This is a genomic window from Victivallis sp. Marseille-Q1083, from assembly GCF_903645315.1.
In the GTDB taxonomy this organism is placed as follows: Bacteria; Verrucomicrobiota; Lentisphaeria; order Victivallales; family Victivallaceae; genus UMGS1518.
The window spans coordinates 2,132,235-2,153,303 of sequence record NZ_CAHJXL010000001.1; the positions used below are offsets into that span (position 1 = coordinate 2,132,235).

Annotated in this window: 15 protein-coding genes; 13 read left to right on the top strand and 2 right to left on the bottom strand. The window is 56.8% G+C overall.

Annotated elements, in window-relative coordinates:
* Nucleotides 1-3 precede the first annotated feature (3 nt).
* Complete coding sequence (locus HWX74_RS08695; protein WP_176013166.1) at nucleotides 4-1,008, bottom strand: hypothetical protein; 1,005 nt, start codon at nucleotides 1,006-1,008, stop codon at nucleotides 4-6.
* A gap of 311 nt (nucleotides 1,009-1,319) precedes the next feature.
* Between HWX74_RS08695 and HWX74_RS08700 the strand changes: the two genes are divergently transcribed.
* The 13 genes from HWX74_RS08700 to HWX74_RS08760 all read left to right on the top strand — a co-directional run bounded on the left by HWX74_RS08700 (nucleotide 1,320) and on the right by HWX74_RS08760 (nucleotide 20,553).
* Nucleotides 1,320-2,351 (top strand): GntR family transcriptional regulator, encoded by a 1,032-nt coding sequence (locus tag HWX74_RS08700; RefSeq protein WP_176013167.1) that lies wholly within the window; start codon nucleotides 1,320-1,322, stop codon nucleotides 2,349-2,351.
* 106 nt (nucleotides 2,352-2,457) lie between these two features.
* Nucleotides 2,458-5,226, top strand: a complete 2,769-nt coding sequence (locus tag HWX74_RS08705) for a hypothetical protein (protein ID WP_176013168.1) — start codon at nucleotides 2,458-2,460, stop codon at nucleotides 5,224-5,226.
* A gap of 31 nt (nucleotides 5,227-5,257) precedes the next feature.
* Nucleotides 5,258-5,998, top strand: a complete 741-nt coding sequence (locus HWX74_RS08710) for a prepilin-type N-terminal cleavage/methylation domain-containing protein (RefSeq protein ID WP_176013169.1) — start codon at nucleotides 5,258-5,260, stop codon at nucleotides 5,996-5,998.
* A gap of 107 nt (nucleotides 5,999-6,105) precedes the next feature.
* Nucleotides 6,106-7,863: a sodium/solute symporter gene (locus HWX74_RS08715; RefSeq protein ID WP_176013170.1), complete on the top strand. Its 1,758-nt coding sequence runs from the start codon at nucleotides 6,106-6,108 to the stop codon at nucleotides 7,861-7,863.
* A gap of 460 nt (nucleotides 7,864-8,323) precedes the next feature.
* The gene (locus tag HWX74_RS08720; RefSeq protein WP_176014518.1) at nucleotides 8,324-9,340 is read left to right on the top strand and encodes an IS110 family transposase; all 1,017 of its coding nucleotides are present in this window, start codon (nucleotides 8,324-8,326) and stop codon (nucleotides 9,338-9,340) included.
* Nucleotides 9,341-9,389: 49 nt separating this feature from the next.
* Nucleotides 9,390-10,394, top strand: coding sequence for a dihydrodipicolinate synthase family protein (locus tag HWX74_RS08725; protein ID WP_176014568.1), 1,005 nt, complete (start codon nucleotides 9,390-9,392; stop codon nucleotides 10,392-10,394).
* A 283-nt stretch (nucleotides 10,395-10,677) separates the two neighbouring features.
* Nucleotides 10,678-10,941, top strand: coding sequence for a TM1266 family iron-only hydrogenase system putative regulator (locus HWX74_RS08730; protein WP_176013171.1), 264 nt, complete (start codon nucleotides 10,678-10,680; stop codon nucleotides 10,939-10,941).
* 8 nt (nucleotides 10,942-10,949) lie between these two features.
* On the top strand, nucleotides 10,950-12,368 hold the full coding sequence (hydG, locus tag HWX74_RS08735; protein ID WP_176013172.1) for a [FeFe] hydrogenase H-cluster radical SAM maturase HydG: 1,419 nt from the start codon (nucleotides 10,950-10,952) through the stop codon (nucleotides 12,366-12,368).
* A gap of 404 nt (nucleotides 12,369-12,772) precedes the next feature.
* Nucleotides 12,773-13,858 (top strand): LacI family DNA-binding transcriptional regulator, encoded by a 1,086-nt coding sequence (locus HWX74_RS08740; protein ID WP_176013173.1) that lies wholly within the window; start codon nucleotides 12,773-12,775, stop codon nucleotides 13,856-13,858.
* A gap of 40 nt (nucleotides 13,859-13,898) precedes the next feature.
* Nucleotides 13,899-16,658: a glycoside hydrolase family 20 zincin-like fold domain-containing protein gene (locus HWX74_RS08745; RefSeq protein WP_176013174.1), complete on the top strand. Its 2,760-nt coding sequence runs from the start codon at nucleotides 13,899-13,901 to the stop codon at nucleotides 16,656-16,658.
* 122 nt (nucleotides 16,659-16,780) lie between these two features.
* On the top strand, nucleotides 16,781-17,497 hold the full coding sequence (locus tag HWX74_RS08750; protein ID WP_176013175.1) for a type II secretion system protein: 717 nt from the start codon (nucleotides 16,781-16,783) through the stop codon (nucleotides 17,495-17,497).
* Nucleotides 17,498-17,538: 41 nt separating this feature from the next.
* Nucleotides 17,539-18,273, top strand: coding sequence for a type II secretion system protein (locus tag HWX74_RS19995; protein WP_217704901.1), 735 nt, complete (start codon nucleotides 17,539-17,541; stop codon nucleotides 18,271-18,273).
* Between the two features lie 72 nt (nucleotides 18,274-18,345).
* Nucleotides 18,346-20,553: a beta-N-acetylglucosaminidase domain-containing protein gene (locus tag HWX74_RS08760; RefSeq protein WP_176013176.1), complete on the top strand. Its 2,208-nt coding sequence runs from the start codon at nucleotides 18,346-18,348 to the stop codon at nucleotides 20,551-20,553.
* A gap of 33 nt (nucleotides 20,554-20,586) precedes the next feature.
* On the opposite strand, the gene HWX74_RS08765 is transcribed toward HWX74_RS08760, so the two are convergent.
* Complete coding sequence (locus tag HWX74_RS08765; protein ID WP_176013177.1) at nucleotides 20,587-21,066, bottom strand: YhcH/YjgK/YiaL family protein; 480 nt, start codon at nucleotides 21,064-21,066, stop codon at nucleotides 20,587-20,589.
* Between the last annotated feature and the right edge of the window lie 3 nt (nucleotides 21,067-21,069).

Sequence of the window (21,069 nt, forward strand, 5' to 3'; positions counted from 1 at the left end):
CATTCAGGTCCGGCAGGCGCGTTCCAATTGGTCGCAGGATTCCAGCAGTATTTCGCTGTTCTTCTCCTCGGTGCTGAACCACGGTGCGGTCATGAAACCGAGCAGGTGTTCCGGAGTGATGCGGCGGCGGCAGAACGGCACCAACCGCTCGACATTGTGCGGCGTCGCCCAGGTGCTGCCGGCCGGCACCTGATCGAAACCCAGTTGATCCAGTCTGGCGAATGTATCGAGGATATGGCGGCGGTATTGCAATTCTCTATCATCGGTGTCGGCCGGAATGTCGAAGTCTCCCCAGTAATACCAGTTGTTTTGAACCACGTCGCGGGAGACGTTGCGGCTGAATTCGGCATCGTCGCAATACCAGAGTTTGTCCGACCACATCCACGGCCGGGCGCCGGCTTTGCGAACTTCGTCGAAATAAAAATTGAGGTCGTTCCACCAGAGTTGGCCGCTCCGGACAGTGAGGTATTCGTAATCGCGCTGGCACTCGCAGCCTTCCTCGTCCATACCGAGGTGAAAATGTGCCGGTCCTCCGAAAAGTTCGGCGCATTCGGCGATGAGGTCACGGCAGACCCGGTAATATTCCGGTGTCGAAAGCATCCTGGAATATTGCCGCAGCCAGGCATCATGGCAACTGGAAAAATTGAGTTTGGGGACCAATGTCAAGCCGAGATCGCGGCAGCGGGCGATTTCCTCTTTCAATTTGAGCGGCGTCCAGGCGCCCGGCACGGCGATTTCGGGATGACTGCGGAAAACCACGCCGTCACCGATGTCGAGCACCACCGTATTGCCGCCGGAACGGGCGAAATAAGCGAGGAATTTCTCCCACATCGACTGATCGAACTGGAGGTAATCGCGCCAGGCGCGGTCATTCATATAAACGGGTATCCGTTTCCACTGTTCAGGCATTATTTGCCGATGCTCTTCACCGGTCATTGCTTTGAATTTTTCCGGATAACAGTCTTCCCACATATTCATCGACAGGTGGATCAGAAAGGAACGGATCATGATCGGCCTCCATTTTGTTGGTTTGACGTTTTAAAGTAACCTTGCCGCAAATTTTTTACTACGCCGATTCCATGGAAAATTGATACTTTCTTGATCAATATTTGAAAACAGACGGCACCAAGCCTTTGCCGGTTTGAGCCTTCGGGCCAGGAAGGGTTTTGAATGATTAAAACTATATGTTTATATAGAAATATTTTTGCTTAATTTTTTATTTTAACCTATTGATTTATTTAAATTATTTTGCTATAATATATGCAAAGATATATAATTTAATAACGAAAAGGCAAGTCGGAATGTTATCGGAGCGCGTTTTGAAATATCAGGAACTGGAAGGCTATATGTTGCAGGAGCTTTCCTGCGGACGTTTTGCACTGGAAGACCGCTTCTTTTCCGAATTGGACATCGCCCGGCAGTTTGAAGTGAACCATGTGACCGCCCGCAAGGCATTCGATGCATTGGTGCGCAAGGGATATATCGTCCGGCGGCGCGGTGCCGGCACCTTCGTTAAGCGCCTGCCGGAGTGCCCGCAGCAGTTACGGATGCTGAAGCGTTGCGTGATCGGTATCGCCACCGGGCGCAGCGATGTCGACAACAGTTTGAAATTGGGACGCATGCTGATCCGGCTGCATCGGACGATTGAGGCGGCCGGTTATCTGTCGATGCTGGTCGGCGAGGATTTGACGCCGCTGGAAGAGGCCGGAGCTTGTGGCCTGATCGTGCTGGACCGGGTTGACGACGGTTTTTTACGCCGGTTGCTGCAGGGCGGTATTCCGGTGGTCGGCGTTTATCCGGACAGTGGCTTGCTGGCCGGTCTGTCGTTCAATTATTCGGAAGCGGCGGAACGGATCGTCGCGTTGTTCAAGGAGCGGAAATTGCGCCATCTGGCGTTGGTCGGCGAGGGGGACGATGCATTGACGGTGCGGAATATGTTCGAGAAACCGCTGACGGTGGCGGCGCAGCGGCAGGATCTGGCATTCTCGATTGCGGTACCGCCGGTTGGTTCGGTAGTATCGCAACTGGAAAGTCTGCTCGATGCGAAGTGTCCGCCCGACGCTTTGTTTGTCGCCAATGCCTGGAGTCTCGGTTCAATTGCGCCGGTGCTGGCGCAGCGCCGGCTGGCGGTCGGCCGCGATATTTCGATTCTGGTGCATGGTTCGAATGCGCTGTTGATTCCGGGAACGCCGGCCTATGCGTTGATCGACTGGGATATGGACCATGTGGTCGAGCAGGCGGTGGCAATGCTCCAATCGTTGATTCGCAATCCACAGCAGACACCGGCACCGGCGTCGGTCAATTACGGTGCGATTCTCGAACGGGGATCAATCGTGCCGGCCGGCGAATGAACTTTGTCAAAAAAATCAAGGGGTGAATGAGATTTGAATTAATCAGATTATTGACCATTATTAATATTATCTGACTATATAATAAAGCTGGAATGGAAAATCAACGATGAAATGGTGGACGATATTGGCTGGTCCGCTGCTGGGAATTGGAATTTTGACGGCGGCGGAATTGTCCGATGAGGAGTGGGCGGAACTGCGGCGGGCGGCGATCGAGCGGGAACGGCGGGTGATCGTCAACAACGATGGCTGCGACGCGACCGAATTTCCGGAAAAATTGCCGGCGAACCGGGAGAATTTCTACCGGCAGATGCTGGATTACGCCAAAGGCTGTGAAATCGATACGATTACCTATTGTCCGTTTGCGGTCGGCCATACGTTGATCACCCGAAGCCTGGTGACGGAAATGCATCTGGGTTCGAGCGGCGGTCCGGGCGCGCGCAACATTGCCGGTGAAATTTTGAGCTGGGGGACTGACGCGCTGCAGTTGGCGGTCGAATTCTGTCGGGCCAACCGGTTGGAAATTTTTGTTTCGATGCGGGTCAACGATTGCCATGATCAATGGTATTCGCATTGGCTGCCGGGCTATAAGCGGAATCATCCGGAACTGCTGTGCGGCACGCCGGAAGCGCCGCCGCCGTATGGCGCCTGGACGGCATTCGATTTTGCGCGGACGCCGGTTCGGGAACGCTTCGGCAACATTATTGAGGAATTGCTGAGCCGCTATGATGTCGACGGTTTGGAGTTGGATTTTTTCCGCTTTCCGACTTTCTTTAAATCGGTGGCCTGGGGTGGCATTGCTTCGGATGAAGAACGGGCGGCCTTCACGGAACTGATGCGCCGTATCCGGCGCGATGCCGACCGGATCGGCCGGGCGCGCGGCAAATATCAGCTCATCGCTATCCGGGTCCCGGATTCGGTCGGTTTGTGCCGTGAGATGGGATTGGATCTCGAACGGTGGCTGGCGGATGGATTGGTCGATATCCTGATTCCGGCGGCGGACTGGGGGCGTTTTTCTCCGCTGCGAGAATCGGTGGAGCTGGCCGGAAAATACCGGGTGAAATGTTATCCGTCGGTGGATACTTCCTGGGTGAAGAGCCGGGACGATTTCAATCGCAATACCATTGCCGCTTACACGGCACAGTCCGCCGCAGCACTGGCTGCCGGCGCGGATGGGGTCTATTATTTCAATATGTTCTATGTTCCGCAATATTTTCCGTCGATGCGCCGTGAATGGCGGGAGCTTGCCCTGCTGCCCAAGACCTACTTCGTCCGCTATCAGGACAATTCCAGCTTTGCGGTCAATGAGGAGCAATATTGCCGGATTGCGCGGTTGACCGGGCAGAGTTCGCTGCTTTGTTCGACCGAACCGTTGGAGCTGCTGCTGGAGCTGGGGGATGATTACAGCGAGCCGGCCGTAGCGGCGGAGCGCCCGGAGCTGGCACTGCTGATCGCCGCTGAAGCAGTGGCGGAAGCACAATTGCAGGCCAGCCTCAACGGTCATGAATTGACGCTGATCAAACGATCGGATGACGGCGTTTATGCGTTTCGAGTGGAGCCGCAGTTTTGTCGGCCCGGCGAGAATATGGTTGCCCTTTCGCTGGCTTCGGCGGTTTCGAACGTTGCTGAAACCATCATGAGCGGCCGGGAACGGTTGACCGGGGCCAGACAGCCGCCCTGGCGCCGGCTGTTTGCCGCTCATGATTTCGCCAATGCCGAAACGATCGTCGACGGGGCGCTCCGGTTGGTCGATTCCGGCGATGGCGCCCAGGAGATTGCCAATTTGCTCTATCCGTTGCCCGAAGGCGGCGACCTGGCGCTGAAATTCTCTTTCCAGATGAAGTTGGAGTCGTCGACTGCACCGGACGCGGTGGCGGTCCGGCTGGCCGATGGCCGGCAGGTGGCGCTGGTGACCTTTGAGCCGGAGACGATCGGCTTGAAATTTGTCGGTAAGCAGGTGCCGTTCCGGACCGACGACCGTTTCCATGCGTATGAATTGGAAATGCGTGCCGGCCGGGTTCGGTTGACGGTGGACGGGACAATATTGTTCGATGAAGTTCTAAACATGCCGGTCGAGGCGGAAACCGGCCGGCTGCGGGGCAATACACTATCAATTCCGCAGATGAATGAGCGCAGTCTGTTGTTCGGATCGTTATCGGGACCGGGGACCGGTGCGGCGCTCTGGAAGGATATGGTGCTTGAGAAAAATGCCCTGATGATTTGGGATTGCTGTCTGCAATTGAAATTTCGCGGCCGGCCGGATGCTGCCCTGGAAGAATTGGCCGTCGCGGATTGGCCGGTCCAGTTCGAGTTCGCGTCCCGGGATGGCGTCATTCCATCGGTTGCCGGCTTGTCGCACAATTATCAGGACGGTTTTTTAACGGTGGAGTCGGACGGCTTCGTGCTGAACCATGAGAATCCGGACAATCCGTGGCAGTATATCGAATACCGAGATGCCGATTTGCTGGAGGAGACGCATGGCATTCTGGCAGTCGAATGGCAGTTGGAGGTGCTGGATGGAAAGCCGGACACGGACAGTTTTCAAATGGTGATTCGGCCGCAAGGTCCGGAGGAATCGGTTTGGGATATGGTGTTCCGCTTTCATACCGGCGCGGTGGAAACGCCGTGGGGAACCTTTCCAACGGCAGGCGATGACTCACCGCTGCTTTGCCGGGCCCTGCTCAACCTGGAAAGCGGCATGGGAATGCTGCTGATCGACGGCAGGGTAATTGGTGAAGGAACGCTGGAAGCGGTCAACGCGAAACGAACCTTTTTCTGGGGGGACGGTTCGGAGCGGACCGCCGGCGTGGCGAAACTGGGCTGGGTGCGGGCAATGCGTATGACACAAGCGGAATTCTCCGTTTCGGATCTCAAATAACATTTAGCTACCAAACGAAAGGAATTGACCAATGAGAAGAACAGGCTTGACGACGGAACAGAGTTTTACATTGATTGAATTGCTGGTCGTGATCGCCATCATCGCCATCCTGGCCAGCATGTTGCTGCCGGCGCTGGGCAAAGCCAAGGCTGCGGCAGTGAACATCAAATGCGTTTCCAATCTAAAACAGAATATCTTAAAAATGATGATGTACAGCAACGATTACAATGAAAAAATGCCGATCTACATCCAGCATCGTGACGATGACGGCAACTGGCGTTATACTTGGGCCGATGTGATGTATACCCAAGGCTATAACAGTGATAGTCCGGGGGAAGCCAGTTGCCCGTTGCTGGCGGAAGAGCCAGATCCGAACGGCTATCTGGAACGCATCTATGGAGTCTATAGCTGGCCAGATGCTCAGATGGTGTACAATCGGACCAGCGGCATTGAAACGGTGACTGCCGACCGGTTGACCCGGGTTCTGAACACGATGATATCGGACAATCCTTCGGCGACGAGTGTAATGGCCGATTCCCGTACGCAGGCCGGCCATCAAAAATTTGCGATCAGCCGCGCTTTGGGGGACGATTACCATGACGCCCGGCACAACGGCAAAATCAATTTCGCGTTTCTGGATGGTCACGCCGGAGGGATGACTCCGGAGGAGTTTGTCGACCTTTGCCGCGACAATCTCCAAATTTACAATACGACTTCAGGCGGTATTTTTATCTTCAACCGGAACGGGATTGACCAGCTATTTACGTTTTAAAGACGGTTGGGCAGATGCCATATCGTTTACGGAATGGTATCTGTTCCTGAAAAAAAGAGAGAAAATTGGTTGTCAGGAAGTTTTTTTGAGCGGGAAAAAAGGAAACGATGGATTTCATAATCATTGGAGCATACCTGATTGCGGTGCTGTGGATCGGGTTTTATTTCAGCAAGGGAGAGAACACTTCCGAGAACTATCTGCTGGGCGGCCGGAACATGCCGTTTCTGGCGATCGGCATCTCCTGCATGATGTCGCTGCTGAGTTCGAAATCGCTGGTCATGGTGCCCGGAGAAATCTACAACAACGGCTTGACGCTGTTCATCCTGACGCCGCTGGTGCTTTTGCCGCTGTCGATTCCGTGTTATCTGCTGTTCACGAAATTCTATTTCAAGCTCGGCAGCTACACGCCGTACGAATATTTGGAGTACCGTTACGATTCGACGGTACGGGTGGTGGTGGCGGTTTCCGCTTTTTACGGCCGGGTGCTGTATGTCGGCATGGTGCTCTATGCGACGTCGAAGATTTTCGAAGGCGCTTACGGCTGGCCGGCCTGGGTGACCATTGCCCTGGTCGGGGTGTTCGGCGTAATTTATACGGTGATGGGCGGCATGAAGGCCGTCGTGTGGTCCGACTTGCTGCAATTTTTCGTCTTGTTCGGCGGTTTCGCCGTGATCGTCTGGGTGTTGTGCCGGAGCATCGACGGCGGCCCGCTGGAAGCGGTGCTGTGCACGTTTCGGGAAGGGCACGGGCTGCCGCAATTTTCCGATCCGTCGTTCTATTCGCTGTCGCCGTATGTCCGGCTGCTGTTCTTCCTGATGTTGTGGAACGCGGTGATAGAGCCGCTGACCAGCGCCTGCAGCGATCAGATCAATATCCAGCGGCTGCTGAGCACCCGGAACTGGCGGGAGGGATTCAAATCGCAGATCACCTCTACGGTGCTCGGCATTGCGTCGGTGTTGATTTTGTGGTTCATCGGCATGGCGCTGTTCACCTACTATCGCCAGAATCCCGACCCGGCGCTGGCGAACCTGGGCGGCGACGCGGTGTTCTTCCACTTCGTCGCGACCAAATTGCCGACGCCGCTGCCCGGCTTGTTCATGGCGGCGATGCTGGCGGCGATCATGAGCACGCTGGACTCCGGCATCAACTCGATGGCGACGGTGTGGCTGAAGGAGTTCCACCAGCGTTTCATCAACAGGCATCTGACGCCGCGGCAGGAGGTCACGGTGTCGCGCTGCGCGACCTTCGTGATCGGTTTGTTCGCCATCCTGCTCGGGTTGGCGCTGGACGTTTCCGGCCGCTGGCTGGAACAGTCGTTGGTCGAGGTGGGAACGATTTTCGGCCTGATCGGCGCGGTGGTGCTGCCGGCGTTTCTGTTCGCAGTGCTGTCCGACCGGGCAAACGCGAAACTGATCTGGGGCTTCACTTTCTTCAACTTCGGCGAAACGCTGTCCGGCAATCTGTGGTACATTCTTTCCCGGCGGGCGGAGGCGCTCTGGCAGCCGGGAATGCCGCTCGGCTGGGCGGGCAAACTGGATTTCATCCATGTGCTGATTCCGCTGGCGGCCGGTGCGCTGCTGCTGGTTCCGTACCTGGTGAAACGGCGCCGGCAACTGCGTTCATCTAAAATATGCGCGCTGCTGGGCATGATCGTATTGGGCTGGTCGTTCGGGATGCTGATCTGGTATGGCTACAGCCAGTTGCTGATCACGGATCTGCCGCGTTCGAGAAGTTTCGCCTTCGGGCTGCCGCTGAGTTTCATCGGCGCCTTTATCCTGCTCTGGTTCTGCCCGCGGCAGCCGAAGGAGAAATGGCAGGGCTTGACGCTGGCGACGCTGGGCGAGAAGATCATCGCCCGGCAATGATGACAAAAGCAAGTTTGCCGAAATATGAACAAAACCTTTTCTCCCGGCATGGGTACGGCGGTGCCGAATGGAATGCCGGAGGAGGCCCCCCGAAAAGGGAACCTGCAGAAGTATTGCTTTGACAGGACCTTGTCAGACATTTGTGGCTGAAGGAAAGCCGCTTGGGGGAAAATCAGAAGGAGATGGTATGATAAATAACTGACGTTCGCGGAATCAGCTTTCTGCGTGTAATTTATGGCGATTAACTTACACGTTTGGAAGCGGACAGGTTGCAGACTGAATGTTTCAATGAGGCGCATCAGAAACGATGACGACCCCGGAAAGGAGATTAGTCAGATCTGTAAACCAGAGCGCCACCGTAGAGAGCGACTGATTAATCGACTACTCTGTATGGGAGGATGGTGAGGCCGTGACAGCAGTTCCGCTTCGATTCGTGAAAAACGAATGGAGGCAGAGAATGATGACAAGTTTTGTTGGAGTGGATTTGCACCGGAACAATTTTACTTATTGCATCCGGGTAAATGGGGAAGAACGGAAAATCGGCAAGTGTGAGATTACCGAACTGAAGGGCTTTGCCGCAATGCTCGGTCCGAACACGGCGATGGCGGTGGAGGCGACCGGAAATACGTTCATGTTTTGCAGCTCGCTGAAAGCTCATGTCGGGCGACTGGTGGTGGTGAATCCATCACAGTTCAAAGTCATCAGCATGTCCACCAAAAAGACGGACAAACATGACGCAAAAGTGTTGGCGGAGTTCCTGGAAAAGGATATGCTTCCGGAGGTAAGAGTGAAAGACGATTTGCAGGCGAAAATTTCAAGTCTGACGCAGACCAGGGAAAAACTGGTTCAGTTGCGTACCGTATTGAAAAACAAAGTCAACAATCTGTTAGCAGCTAACTTCATCGTGCTGAAACGGGAAGAACTGTCCACGGAGAAAGGGCTTTTGAAAGCATTGAGTTATCACTTCGACCCGATCACCGACACGGAAATGCTGGTGGTTGTCGAACAGATTCGCAGTCTGAACAAAAGCATTGAAAAACTGGATAAGGCGATTGAGGATCACGGCAGCAAGATGGACGGCTTCGACAACCTGAAATCCATCAAGGGAATCGGCTCGAAAGGTGCGGCGATCCTGTTGGCAACCATCGGCAATATCGCTGATTTCCGATCGGCAAAGCAGTTGGCCGCTTATATCGGAATCGTCCCCAGAGTGAGCAATTCAAATGACACGGTTTGCCACGGAAGAATCACGAAGAGCGGCAGCAAGATCGCCAGAACCGCTTTGGTGCAATGCGCTTTGATCGCCAAACGCTACAGCCCGTATCTCAATGCCTTTCATGAATCGGTAAAAAGTCGGCGGGGAGGTGCGAAAGCCAATATCGCCTTGGCTCGCAAATTCCTCGATATCGTGTATAGAACATTAAAAAACAATTGGATGTTTGAGAATTTTACTCAATTCAAGCTCGTAAAAAATTGAGTTTTTCTCGACATCGAAGTGGAAATTTATCATGGGAGATGATATGGAAATTCAGAAATTGTCCGGCTTGATTGCGGCGGTCCATACGCCGTTTGCACCGGATGGAAAACTCAATACGAAAGCGATTGCCCAACAGGCCGAGTTGCTGGTCGCCGGCGGCGTCCAAGGCGTCTATATTTCCGGGACGACCGGCGAGGGGATTTCATGTACGGTGGCGGAACGGCTCCGGGTGATGGACACCTGGCAGGCGGTCTCGGCGGGGCGGTTGAAACTGATCGTCCATACCGGCGCGCTGGCGCTCGGTGATGTCGAGACGCTGGCCGGCCATGCCGATTCGCTCGGCGTTTTCGCCACCAGTGTAGTGCCGGCCAGTTATTTCCGGCCGGCGACGGTAGCCGACTTGGTCGAATACTGCCGGGTGGCGGCGTCGATGGCACCGCATTGCGGTTTTTATTATTACCATACGACAATGTCCGGGATCACGTTGCCGATGGCCGAATTCCTGCATCAGGCGGCCGGGGTGATTCCGAATCTGGCCGGGCTGAAGTTCAACAGTCCGGATTTGTACGAATTTCAGATTTGCCGCCGGCTCCTGAATGGCAAGTATGATATCGTCTACGGAGTCGACGAATTTTTCGCCGGCGCGCTGGCGCTGGGGGCGGAAGCGTTCATCGGCAGCACCTACAATTATGCCGCGCCGTTGTATCTGGCGATCTGGCGGGATTTTGCCGCCGGTCGTCAGCACGAGGTATTGGCCGGCATGGACCGGGTCTGCCGCATTGTCGAGCTGCTGGTCCGTTACGGTGGCGTGGCGGCCGGCAAGGCGATGATGGGCGCGTACGGTATCGATCTCGGCGGGGTACGGTTGCCGCTGCGGTCGTTGGAACCGGCTGTCCGCCGGGCGATTGCCGCTGAATTCCGGACGATCGCCGGCGAGGAGTTTCTGGTCGGGATGAAAGATGATGGACGCATACGGTATCGATCTCGGCGGGGTGCGGTTGCCGCTGAATTCCGGACGATCGCCGGCGAGGAGTTTCTGGTCGGGATGAAATAAGAAAATCGTTGGAGGGGACAATCGCGGTGGTAGATTTTACCGGAAAAGCCGCGGAAGGAACTTGCAGATTAAAAATTTGTCATTACATTAATGTAACGCTCTGATTCCAAGGAACGGTTGTTCCGCGGAGGAAGGCGGAGGAATATTCAACAGGAATCGTTCTGAACGCACCTGGGAGAACTCCCGCGTGGTAAGGCGGTCCGCAGGCACAGTGTGATTTCGCTGTCCCGACGCACCTTATCTTTCGGTGCGTCGGGATTTTTTTATCCGGAGAAAAAGGAAGATGGCGGAAACTCGAATTGCTCTGGTCGGTATTGTCGTCGAAGATATGGAGGCGACGGAGAAGATCAACCGGATTTTGCACGAATACAGCGGATTCATCGTCGGGCGGATGGGAATACCCTACCGGCCGCAGCGCGTCTGCATCATCAGCGTCGTCGTCGATGCGCCCAACGATGTCATCAGCTCCTTATCGGGCAAGCTCGGCATGATCGACGGCATCAGCGTAAAAACGGTCTATTCCAAACAAGCGCAGCAACAACAGTGAGGTTTACCATGTATGATCCCAAATCGAAAAATGCCGTCGAGTTCATCGACGATACGGAAATTCTCGAATCGATCGCCTATGCGCAGGCCAACAAAAACAACCGCGCCTTGATCGACTCGATCCTGGAAAAGGCGCGCAGTTGCAGGGGATTGTCGCACCGGGAAGCCGCCGTGCTGCTGGAGTGCGAGCTGCCGGATGAAAATGAGAAAATGTTCCAGTTGGCGATGGAGCTCAAGCAGAAGCTGTACGGCAACCGGATCGTCATGTTTGCGCCGTTGTACCTTTCCAATTACTGCGTCAACGGCTGTACGTATTGTCCGTACCATTACAAGAACCGGCATATCGTCCGCAAGAAGCTGACGCAGGAAGAGATTGCCCGCGAAGTGATCGCCCTGCAGGATATGGGACACAAGCGGCTGGCGCTGGAAACCGGCGAAGATCCGGTGAACAATCCGATCGAATATGTGCTTGAGAGCATCGGGACGATTTACGGCATCAAGCATAAGAACGGCGCCATCCGCCGGGTGAATGTCAACATCGCCGCGACGACGGTGGAGAATTATGCCAAGCTCAAGGCTGCCGGCATCGGCACTTACATCCTGTTTCAGGAGACTTACAATAAAAAGAGCTACGAAGAGTTGCACCCGACCGGGCCGAAGCACAATTACGCCTACCATACCGAGGCGATGGACCGGGCGATGGCCGGCGGCATCGACGATGTCGGCATCGGCGTGCTCTTCGGACTGAACATGTACCGTTACGACTTCATCGGCCTGCTGATGCACGCCGAACACCTGGAGGCGGCGATGGGAGTCGGGCCGCATACGATCAGCGTGCCGCGCATCCGTTCGGCCGACGACATCAATCCGGAAGCTTTCTCCAACGCCATCAACGACGATATTTTTGCCAAAATCGTCGCGGTGCTGCGCATTGCGGTTCCCTATACCGGTTTGATCATCTCGACCCGGGAAACGCAGCAGGCGCGGGAACGGGTGCTGAAGCTCGGGGTTTCGCAGATCAGCGGCGGTTCCCGGACCAGCGTCGGCGGTTATGCCGAAGAGGAGGCGCCGGAGGATAATTCCGCCCAGTTCGACGTCAGCGACACCCGGACGCTCGATGAAGTGGTCAACTGGCTGTTGACGCTGGGATATATTCCCAGTTTCTGCACCGCTTGCTATCGGGAAGGGCGCACCGGCGACCGTTTCATGCAGTTGGTCAAATCCGGCCAGATCGCCAATTGCTGCCAGCCCAACGCGTTGATGACGCTCAAGGAATATCTGGAGGACTACGCGTCGCCGGATACGGTGAGCAAAGGCGAAAAAGTCATTGCCGACGAGGTCAAGCGGATTCCGAATGAAAAGGTGAGGGCGATTGCCCTGGAGCATCTGCAGGAATTGCACGACGGCAAACGCGACTTCCGATTCTAAAAAAATAGTCGGCCTCCCCGGCCGTGTCAGGCTGTCACCCGGCGGCGGAGCGCCGGTCGCTCCGGCTTCGCCGCGGTGAAGCCGTTCCCCGGCCGGCGCCGGAAATCGGGGTGTCTTTCGAACTTCAAGCGGATCGGTTTCCGGCATTTTTTTTAGCTTTTCCAGCCTCCGGTTCTTTGCCCGGCAATCCTTGCCGGAGCCGTCGCCCCTTCAGGTGGCGGCAACCGCCAAACGTTTCGCGTTGCAAGCGAAATCGCATCAAAAACAGTAAAAAAATAAAAAAATTACCGCTTTTTTTCAAAAGGGTATTGACTTACCGACAAAAATTTGCTAGTATTCCTACAGTGAGTTAACCGATTTACAAAAGAATTTTTTTTATTGTATCCAGGAAAGTTATTCGGATTATGAACGTTACAACGGCTTCCGCTTCCGGCAAGCTCTGCATCGCCGACATCGCCCGTCTGAGCGGTGTTTCCACCGCAGCGGTTTCCGCAGTGCTGAACAACCGTCCGAAGGTCAGCGCCGCCACCCGGGCCCGGGTGCTCGACGTCATGCAGAAGCATCACTATACGCCGCATTCCGCCGCCCGGGCTTTGTCCGGCAAACGGACTTATCAGATCGGTTTTCTGCTTTCCTGCAAGGTGACGCTCGGGTTGGCCAACAATTATTATGCCACGATGCTCTCCGGCGTTCATGACGTCTGCCGCAAACGCAAATACAATGTGCTCATTTCAACCTATGACATGAGCAGCATCACCGCATTCACGATGCCGACCCCGATCCGGCAGTACAATCTCGACGGGCTGGTCGTCACCGGCATGGCCGAGCTGCAGAATCTGCGGGAAATCCAGCAGACCGGGCTGCCGTTCATCACCGTCGGCGGCGATTACCCGGACGATATTCTCTGCGTCAAGAACGACATGCTGGACGTCAATACCCGGATTTTGTCTTTTTTCTATACATTGGGGCACCGCCGGATTGTCACGCCGGTTTTCTATCCGGTGACGGAACAGCTTTACCGGGAAGCGCTGCGGCGTCTGCACGATATCAACGGCTGGCATGATCTCGAGGTCGAATTCAGTTATTACGACCGGGATGACTTCATCTGCGGCGCCCTGCTGGCGGACCGCTGGCTGGCCTGCCGACCCGAGGAGCGTTTTACCGCCCTGGCCGCCAACGACCAGTTCTGCGCCGGTTTTCTCGGCAAGGCGATTGCCGGCGGCGCGCACTGTCCGGAAGAGATCAGCGTGCTGGCCACTGAAACGCCGTTGAGCCGCTATGGCATCATTCCGATGACCAGTTGCGACGAACACATCTTCCTGCTCGGCCAGCAAGGCGCCATGCACCTGCTGGACCTGATCGAAGGCAAGCGGAGTTTCGAAGAGGTCGAGTCGTATTTGAAATTGTTTCGCAACAGCGTTGAAATCATCGTCCGCAATTCGACGGCGCCGGTCAGTCTGCCGGCGGGAGCGGGGACAGAAGTCCGATGACGGCACTGGTATGATAAAATCGCAGGAAAGGGTAAGGATTTTGAAAAGAAACTGGCTTGGAATGACGGCACTATTGCTGGCCGGCTGCTGCAGCGTCGTCGGCGGGGAGTATTCCGCCAAACTCGACAACAACGGGGTGGCGATCCGCCATGTGACGGACCTGTCGCTGTTTTCGCGTTTTATCGTCGTCGAACCGCCGTGGGGCGAGAAATACTTCTTCACCGTCTGGTCGCCGACCGCCGTGGAACGCACCGAACTGCCGGACGGCGCTTACCGGTTGACGATGACCCAGTCCCAACCGGATGACCGCTTCCGCCTGAACGAATATTCGGCCGAAGTGCATGACGACCGGGTGATCGTCCGGCTGGATGGCGAATTGCTGCAGGACATTCCGGCGACGACCGAATATTCGATGATGATGGTACCGGAACTGTTGAGCCGCGACGCCGCCTATGCCGGCCGGAAAGCCGACGGCACGGCGGTCGCCGGCAGAATCGATCCGAACTGGAAAAACTGGGCGGACACGCTGGCGACCGAGCTGGTCGAATTGAAATTGACCAGCCCGCTCGGCACCCTGACCGTCACGGTCGACCGGGGCATGTCGTTCAACCTGGTCGACCGCCGCGGTTTCGGTTTCGATGTCGGCACCGCAACTTCAACGCCGGGTTTGTGGATCGGCAATGAATTGCCGATTCAATATGCTAAGCCGATTCAGCAGCAGTTAACCGTCACGTTCCAACTGGCGGACGAGGTCTGTCTGGCCGAGCCGCTGCCGCGTCTGCCCAACCAGGCCGCCGCCCCCGCCGAACCGGCAGTGCTGCTGCCTTATCGATCGGAACTGCCGCTGCTGCCGCAGCCGCACCAGCAGCAGAACACCGGCAAACCTTACCGTCCGGCCGCCGGCGACGCCCTGTATCTGGCCGCAACCGGCCTGGAACCGGCGGCATACGACAAATTGTCCCGGGCGGCGCAACGTATTTTGAACGATGAAATGCAGTTGCACCTTCAAGTGGCTTCCATCTCTTCGTCCGGCGGCATCACCATTCAAATCACCGATACTCCGGTGGATGGCCTGACCGCGCCGGAGCAGGCGGAAGGCTACGCGCTGCGGGTTGAGCCGGACGGCGTCCTGATCGTTTCGCGCAGCGACCGTGGAGCGTTCTACGCCCTGCAGACCCTGCGGCAGCGCTATGACGGCGCCGGGTTCGCCGGCGGCGAAATCGTCGATTACCCGGATCTGGACTGGCGCGGCGTGCTGATCATGGTCGACGAACATTCGCCGGAAGTGCACGGCGAATTGATCCGCAAGGTCCTGGCGCCGATGAAATACAACCAGTTGTACATCGAATGCGAATTTGCTGCCTGGGACGCCACGGAAGCGGTTCGCCAGCCCTGGGCGATCAGTAAGGACGAATTGCGGAAGTTGATCGCCCTGGCCGAGGACAACTACCTGGAAGTCATCCCGCTGTTCCAGACGCTCGGGCACTGCGAATGGCTGTTCAAGAACGGCCGGAACCTGGAGATGGCCGAAAATCCGGCCGATCCCTACGCTTACAACCCCTCGCATCCCGGCGTTTATCCGCTGATGACCGCCGCGCTGGACGAGGTGCTCGAAGTTTTCAACCGGCCGAAATACCTGCACATCGGCCACGACGAAGTCGGCCAGGAGTACAGCTATCCGACCCGGCCGGAAAATATCGCCAAAGGCGGCGCCCAGGTGATCCTCGACGACGTGATGTTCTACTACGATTATTGCCGGAAGAACAACCTGCGGATGATGATGTGGCAGGATATGTTCGCCGCCAGCACCAACTCCAGAGACAGCGCCGGCGACAACGGTTACTTCGGGCTGGGCGATCGCCGGGACGAACTGCCCAGGGATATCATCTTCGCTTTCTGGAATTACGGCACCAACATCAATGAGAACAACCTGCGCAAGCTGCGGCAGGAAGGCTTCGATGTCGTCGGATGCACCTGGTTCGAACCGGATAACATCGCCATGCTGACCTCGATGTGCCGTGACGCCGGCGCGCTCGGCATGATGATGACCACCTCGGCAGGCTATCACGGCTTCGACCGCCTCCTGGAGGACAATTTCCAACCGGTCGCCGCCTATGTTCTGCAGGGGACCTGGGCGTGGAACTGTTCGGCGGAAGCCAACCGGTTCTCGCCCGGCCGGGTGCTCGATGAAATCCTCAATCCCGACGCCGGCAATGCCGCCGCTTCCGGTATCACTTTCGATCTAAGCGAAGTCGCCAACCTGGATTTGAGCGCTGAGAATCAACCGTTCCTGCTCGACCCGCTGCTCGGCTTCGACCGGCTGCCGGAACGCGACTTCTCGCACTGCGACGTCAAGTTCCGGTTGCCCGAACGGGACGGCAGGCCGCTGGCCGTCGCGCTGCAGTCGCGCTGCAATCCAAAATTTCCGGACCGGGTCGACGGCATCCAACTGAACTGCCGCGCCAGTCAGTTGTTCTTCCTCCACTCCTGCCGCGATCTCGGCAGGGAAATCGCACCGGGCGCCGTCATCGCCGAATATGTCATCCATTACTCGGACGGTTCGGAAGCGGTCATGCCGGTGCGTTACCGGCAGGAAATCGCTTTGCCGCATGAAGATCACACCCGGGCTCTGCCGTTCCGCCACTGCGTCGACTGGCGGGACGACGACGGCGGGACGGTGAACCTGTGGTACGCCTCCTGGCGGAATCCCCATCCGGAAAAGCTGATTGTTTCACTCGACGTGCGGGCGGTCCCGGAACGCTACCCGTTCTATCTCTTCGCGCTCAGCGCCGCGGAATAGTTTCCCGAATCCGGACGGTTTCTGCCGCCGCAGTGCCGTCCATAACCAGGAGGATAAAGCAAAATTCAACCGGTTTGACGTCCTAAAACATTTTCAACCACAACCCATAAAGGAAAAAAAAGATGAGACAAAAAAAATTTACATTAATTGAACTGCTGGTAGTTATCGCTATCATAGCTATTCTTGCCAGCATGCTGCTGCCGGCACTCGGCCGGGCCCAGGACAAAGCGCAGGCAATCGTCTGCAAAAGCAATCACAAACAGCTCGGTCTGGTATTCACGATGTACGCGATGGACTACGATGATTACGGTCCCTGCATGCAGTGGGGGGACGGCCGGATGATTTACGTCGGTCTGGCCGACGACTACGGTGCCAGTCACGAAGTATTTTTCTGCCCTGCCGCCGAATGCGGCTGGAACAACGATTACGGTGTCAGTTCCTGGCAGCAGGTCGGCCTCGGACTGAACGTCTGCACCTGGGGCAGCGGCAAGTGGGCCAATTACCGGTCCAAGCAGTCGAAATTGAGCGATATCGCCAACCGGGGTTCTTCGATGCACGTCCTGTTCGCCGACGCCCGGGTCGCCAACGGCGGCGCCATCTATGTCGACGTCATCGAACAGGATGCTTCCAACGGTGTCCCTTTCGATGTCAACGACAGCGCCGGCGTCTACGATTGCCCGCTCAAAGCCCGGCATGACAAACGGTTCAATTTCGCCGCGCTCGACGGCAGCGCCCAGAGTCTGACGGTGCAGGAAGCCAGCGGCGATGTCAAAAAATATTTCCGGCCGACTCAGGCCTTCAGCACCGATGGCCAGGACGGCCACTGGATCACCGAATAACTCCTTATCATCAACCGTATTATCGACAAGGAAATGAAATCATGAGAAAAAAATTTACATTGATTGAACTGTTGGTGGTGATCGCGATCATCGCCATTCTCGCCAGCATGCTGCTGCCGGCACTCGGCAAAGCCAAAGGCAAAGCCCAGCAGATCAAATGCGTCGGCAATTTCAAGCAGCTCGGCCTGGCCGCGGCGATGTATTCCGGCGACAACGGCAACTACGCGCTGCCGCTGGTCTGGGGCGGCGGCTGGGGCGGGCCGTGCGACTGGACGATCGGCTTGAAGTATTTCTACGGAATCGATGAAAATATTTACATGTGTCCGTCGGAAAGTTCGACCCGGTGGGATGAGGTTACCTGCCTCGGCGACGACGGCTTGCCGACCGGCCACGGGACGCAGTGGCAGGAGAGTGTCAGCACCGCCCACAACTATCAGACCTTCGGCTACGTCAATACCAACTGGGCGCCGGTGAAGATGTCGACTGTCCGGGAGAAAGGCGGTTCCCAGACGGTGATGTTCGCCGAATCGCTGCCGCAGAATGGCGGCGGTTATTCCGGCTGTATGTTTGGCGCCCAGGTGGTCTGGGACGGTTGCAACCAGCAGGAAGTCTTTCACGGTGACGCGTTGAATGCCCGGCACGGCAATGTCCTGAACGTCTGCGCCATGGACGGCAGCGTCCAGAGCCTGGACCAGAAAAAAGCGGCCGGCGATTACAAAACCTATTTCCGGCCGACCCGTGACGCCGGCAACCGGTCGCAATGGGTGCTTGACTGAGTCTGGTTCGGCCAGGCGACCCGGCAGAGCCGCCTGGCCGAACCTTTCCTTTGAACTACGGGAGAAAGAAATATGTTGCATAAGCTGCTGGCAATCCTGTTGCTGTTCCTGCTGGTTCCGGCCAGTTTCGGTGAAAATTACGAAAATCGCTTGACGCCGCGGCCGCAGCGGCTGGAAGGTGCCTGGCGCTGTTTTCCGCTGGGAGACGCCAATTGGCAGATCGTGCTGGCCGGCCCGGAACATGAACTGCTGAAGCTGGGGAAGGAAACGCTGCAAAACGCTTTGATCGCCGCTGCGAATCCGGCGGTGAAAGATGCTGCCCGATTTACCATCCGCTGCGGCGTGCTGGACGATGCCGGGATCGAAGCGGAGCTGACCGGCGAAGATCTGGTGGCCTGGAAATTCCGACTGCCGCCGCAGGGATACCTGATCCGGGTGAAAGACGGCGGCATCGTCGTGGCCGGACGGGACCGCCGGGGGGCCTATTACGGCTTGATGTCACTGGCGCAGCTGGCTGAAGCCGGCGAGCTGCCGGTGGCGAATCTTGTGGATTACCCGGTCTGGCAGCGGCGCTATGCCGGCGATTACCGTTTCGGCAGCTTTGAGGAATACCGCCGGCTCTCCGAGGATAAAATCGGCGGTTTTGCGATCCAGTGGCGCGTTGAATGGTACAAACTTGAACCGGAACGGCTGCAGGCGGAATTTGCCGCAATCCGGCGGGCCGGCGAACTGGAAATGATGGATTTCATGCTGCTGATCCATCTTTATGCGTTAAGCGACTTTTCCCGGCGGGCGACGGCGGAGTACTTCAACTGTACCGATCCGGTCCAGATGGACCGATTGATTTCCCAAATACATGCCGCCGCCGCCAGCGGCGTCAAACATGTCATGATTCTGTTCGACGACTGGACGCCGCTGGTGGACGGCCGTTATGTCAGCCCGAATCCGGAAGAACGCGCTTATTTCGACAATTCCGTCGGCAAGGCGCACGCCTATCTGATGAACCGCCTGGCGGAAGCGCTGCTGCCGGAATTTCCGGAATTGGAATTGTCGCTGTGCCCGCCGATCTACTCGCTGGCCTATGCCGAATCCTTCTCCCACACCGAAGAATACTTCCGTGACTTCCATACCAGCGCCCGACCGGAGATCGGCATGGTCTGGACCGGGCCGGAATGTATCGGTCCGCGGGTGGACAAAGAGTCATACGACCGTTTCAGCCGCTATGTCCCGGGCCGGTCTTTGTTCCAGTGGAACAACAGCGACTGCCTCATGCCGCAGTTGCCGGTGTGGCAGGATCAATTTTATCCGGGATTCCACCATGACAGCGGCGGCAGAATTTTTTTGAATATCCATACGCTGAGCTGGTTGTGGAACCAGCCATATGTCCGGACCGCCAACGATTATTTGTGGAATCCGGCCGGTTACGATGCCGACCGTTCCTTCGACGCGGCCAACCGGCGGCTGTTCGGCGCCCAAAACGTCACCGCAATCCGCCGGTTCCGGCAGTTGTTGATCCCTCTGGATGCCGCCAATGCCGCCAATGACGGCTCACGGTTGCAGGCGCTTCTGCCGGCGGCGCTGAAACAGCGCGAACTGCTGGAAAGGCAAGGTGTGGATACCTCCGAATTCAACGGTTACTTCAGGACGCTGGAACTCTTCGCCGCCCGCCGCAATCCGGAGGTGACGCTTCCAATCTGCGCCGATCAGATCGACATCGCCGCTTTGACGCCGGAAATCCTGAACAGGTGCACGGCATTCGAGCTGGTCAACAATATGGCGTCGGAAACGGAATTGCTGAAAACCGAAGTCCGCGGCGGCATTTTCGGCAATCGGCTGCTGCTGGTTTTCGATATGGAACGGCCGGCGCTGGATCAGGTGGCAATGCCGCCGGAGGATGAGCGCGACGGCGAAATCTATCACAATCCGGAGCTGGTGGAAATTTTTCTTCAACCGCGCAGTCCGGGCAGTTACGTCCACTTCTCGTTCGATGTGTTCGGCCACCGCGGCATTGAAATCAACCGGGGCGACAACCGGGACTGGCAGCCGGATTTCCAGATCCGGATCGAACGGCAGGCCGACTCCTGGCGCGGCATTGTCGCGATGCCGCTGGCGGAACTGGAAATGGTCAATCCGATCACTCCGGCCGAAAACATCAATTGGCGTTTCAACCTGTTGCGGACTCCCGCCCAGAGTCCGGTCGCCGCCTTCTCGCCGTTGAACGGTTTCAGCGCCCATACGCCGCAACTGTTCGGCGTGATGAAATTCAAGGACTGCCGCTAGAAGAAAGAATTTTCACTGATCCCGCCGGCCTCGTCAGATGCCGAGCAGCCGGCGGTCGATTTTCACCACCGCTTTTTTCACTTTGGCCGGTTCCCGGCAGGCGATACACGGCATATGCGGCTCTTCCGGCAGCAATAAGATGAAGTTGCCCGGATAGAGCGGCAGGGCATAAGCGCCTTCCGGCTTGAACTCCAACAGCGCACAATCGCTGCTCTCCGAATACGGCTGCCGACCCGCCAGGCCGGCGCCGGCCCGGCAGAAAATGCGTTCCGAACCGTCAAGCACCAGTTGGATATCCAGGTAGCGCCGGTGCAGCTCCAGGCAATTGGCCGGAGCTTCCAGCGGTTTGGTCTGATACTCCTGGACGTTGACGAACAGCTCCTCGCCCTGCAGCGGGTACCGCCCCGGAGCCAGTTCGGCCGTCAGATCGGAAATGAACGCAAACAGTTGCTGCCAGAATTCGTATTTTTCGAAACGATACAAATGGAAATTTTCGCAAAAATCGTAAATCATCCT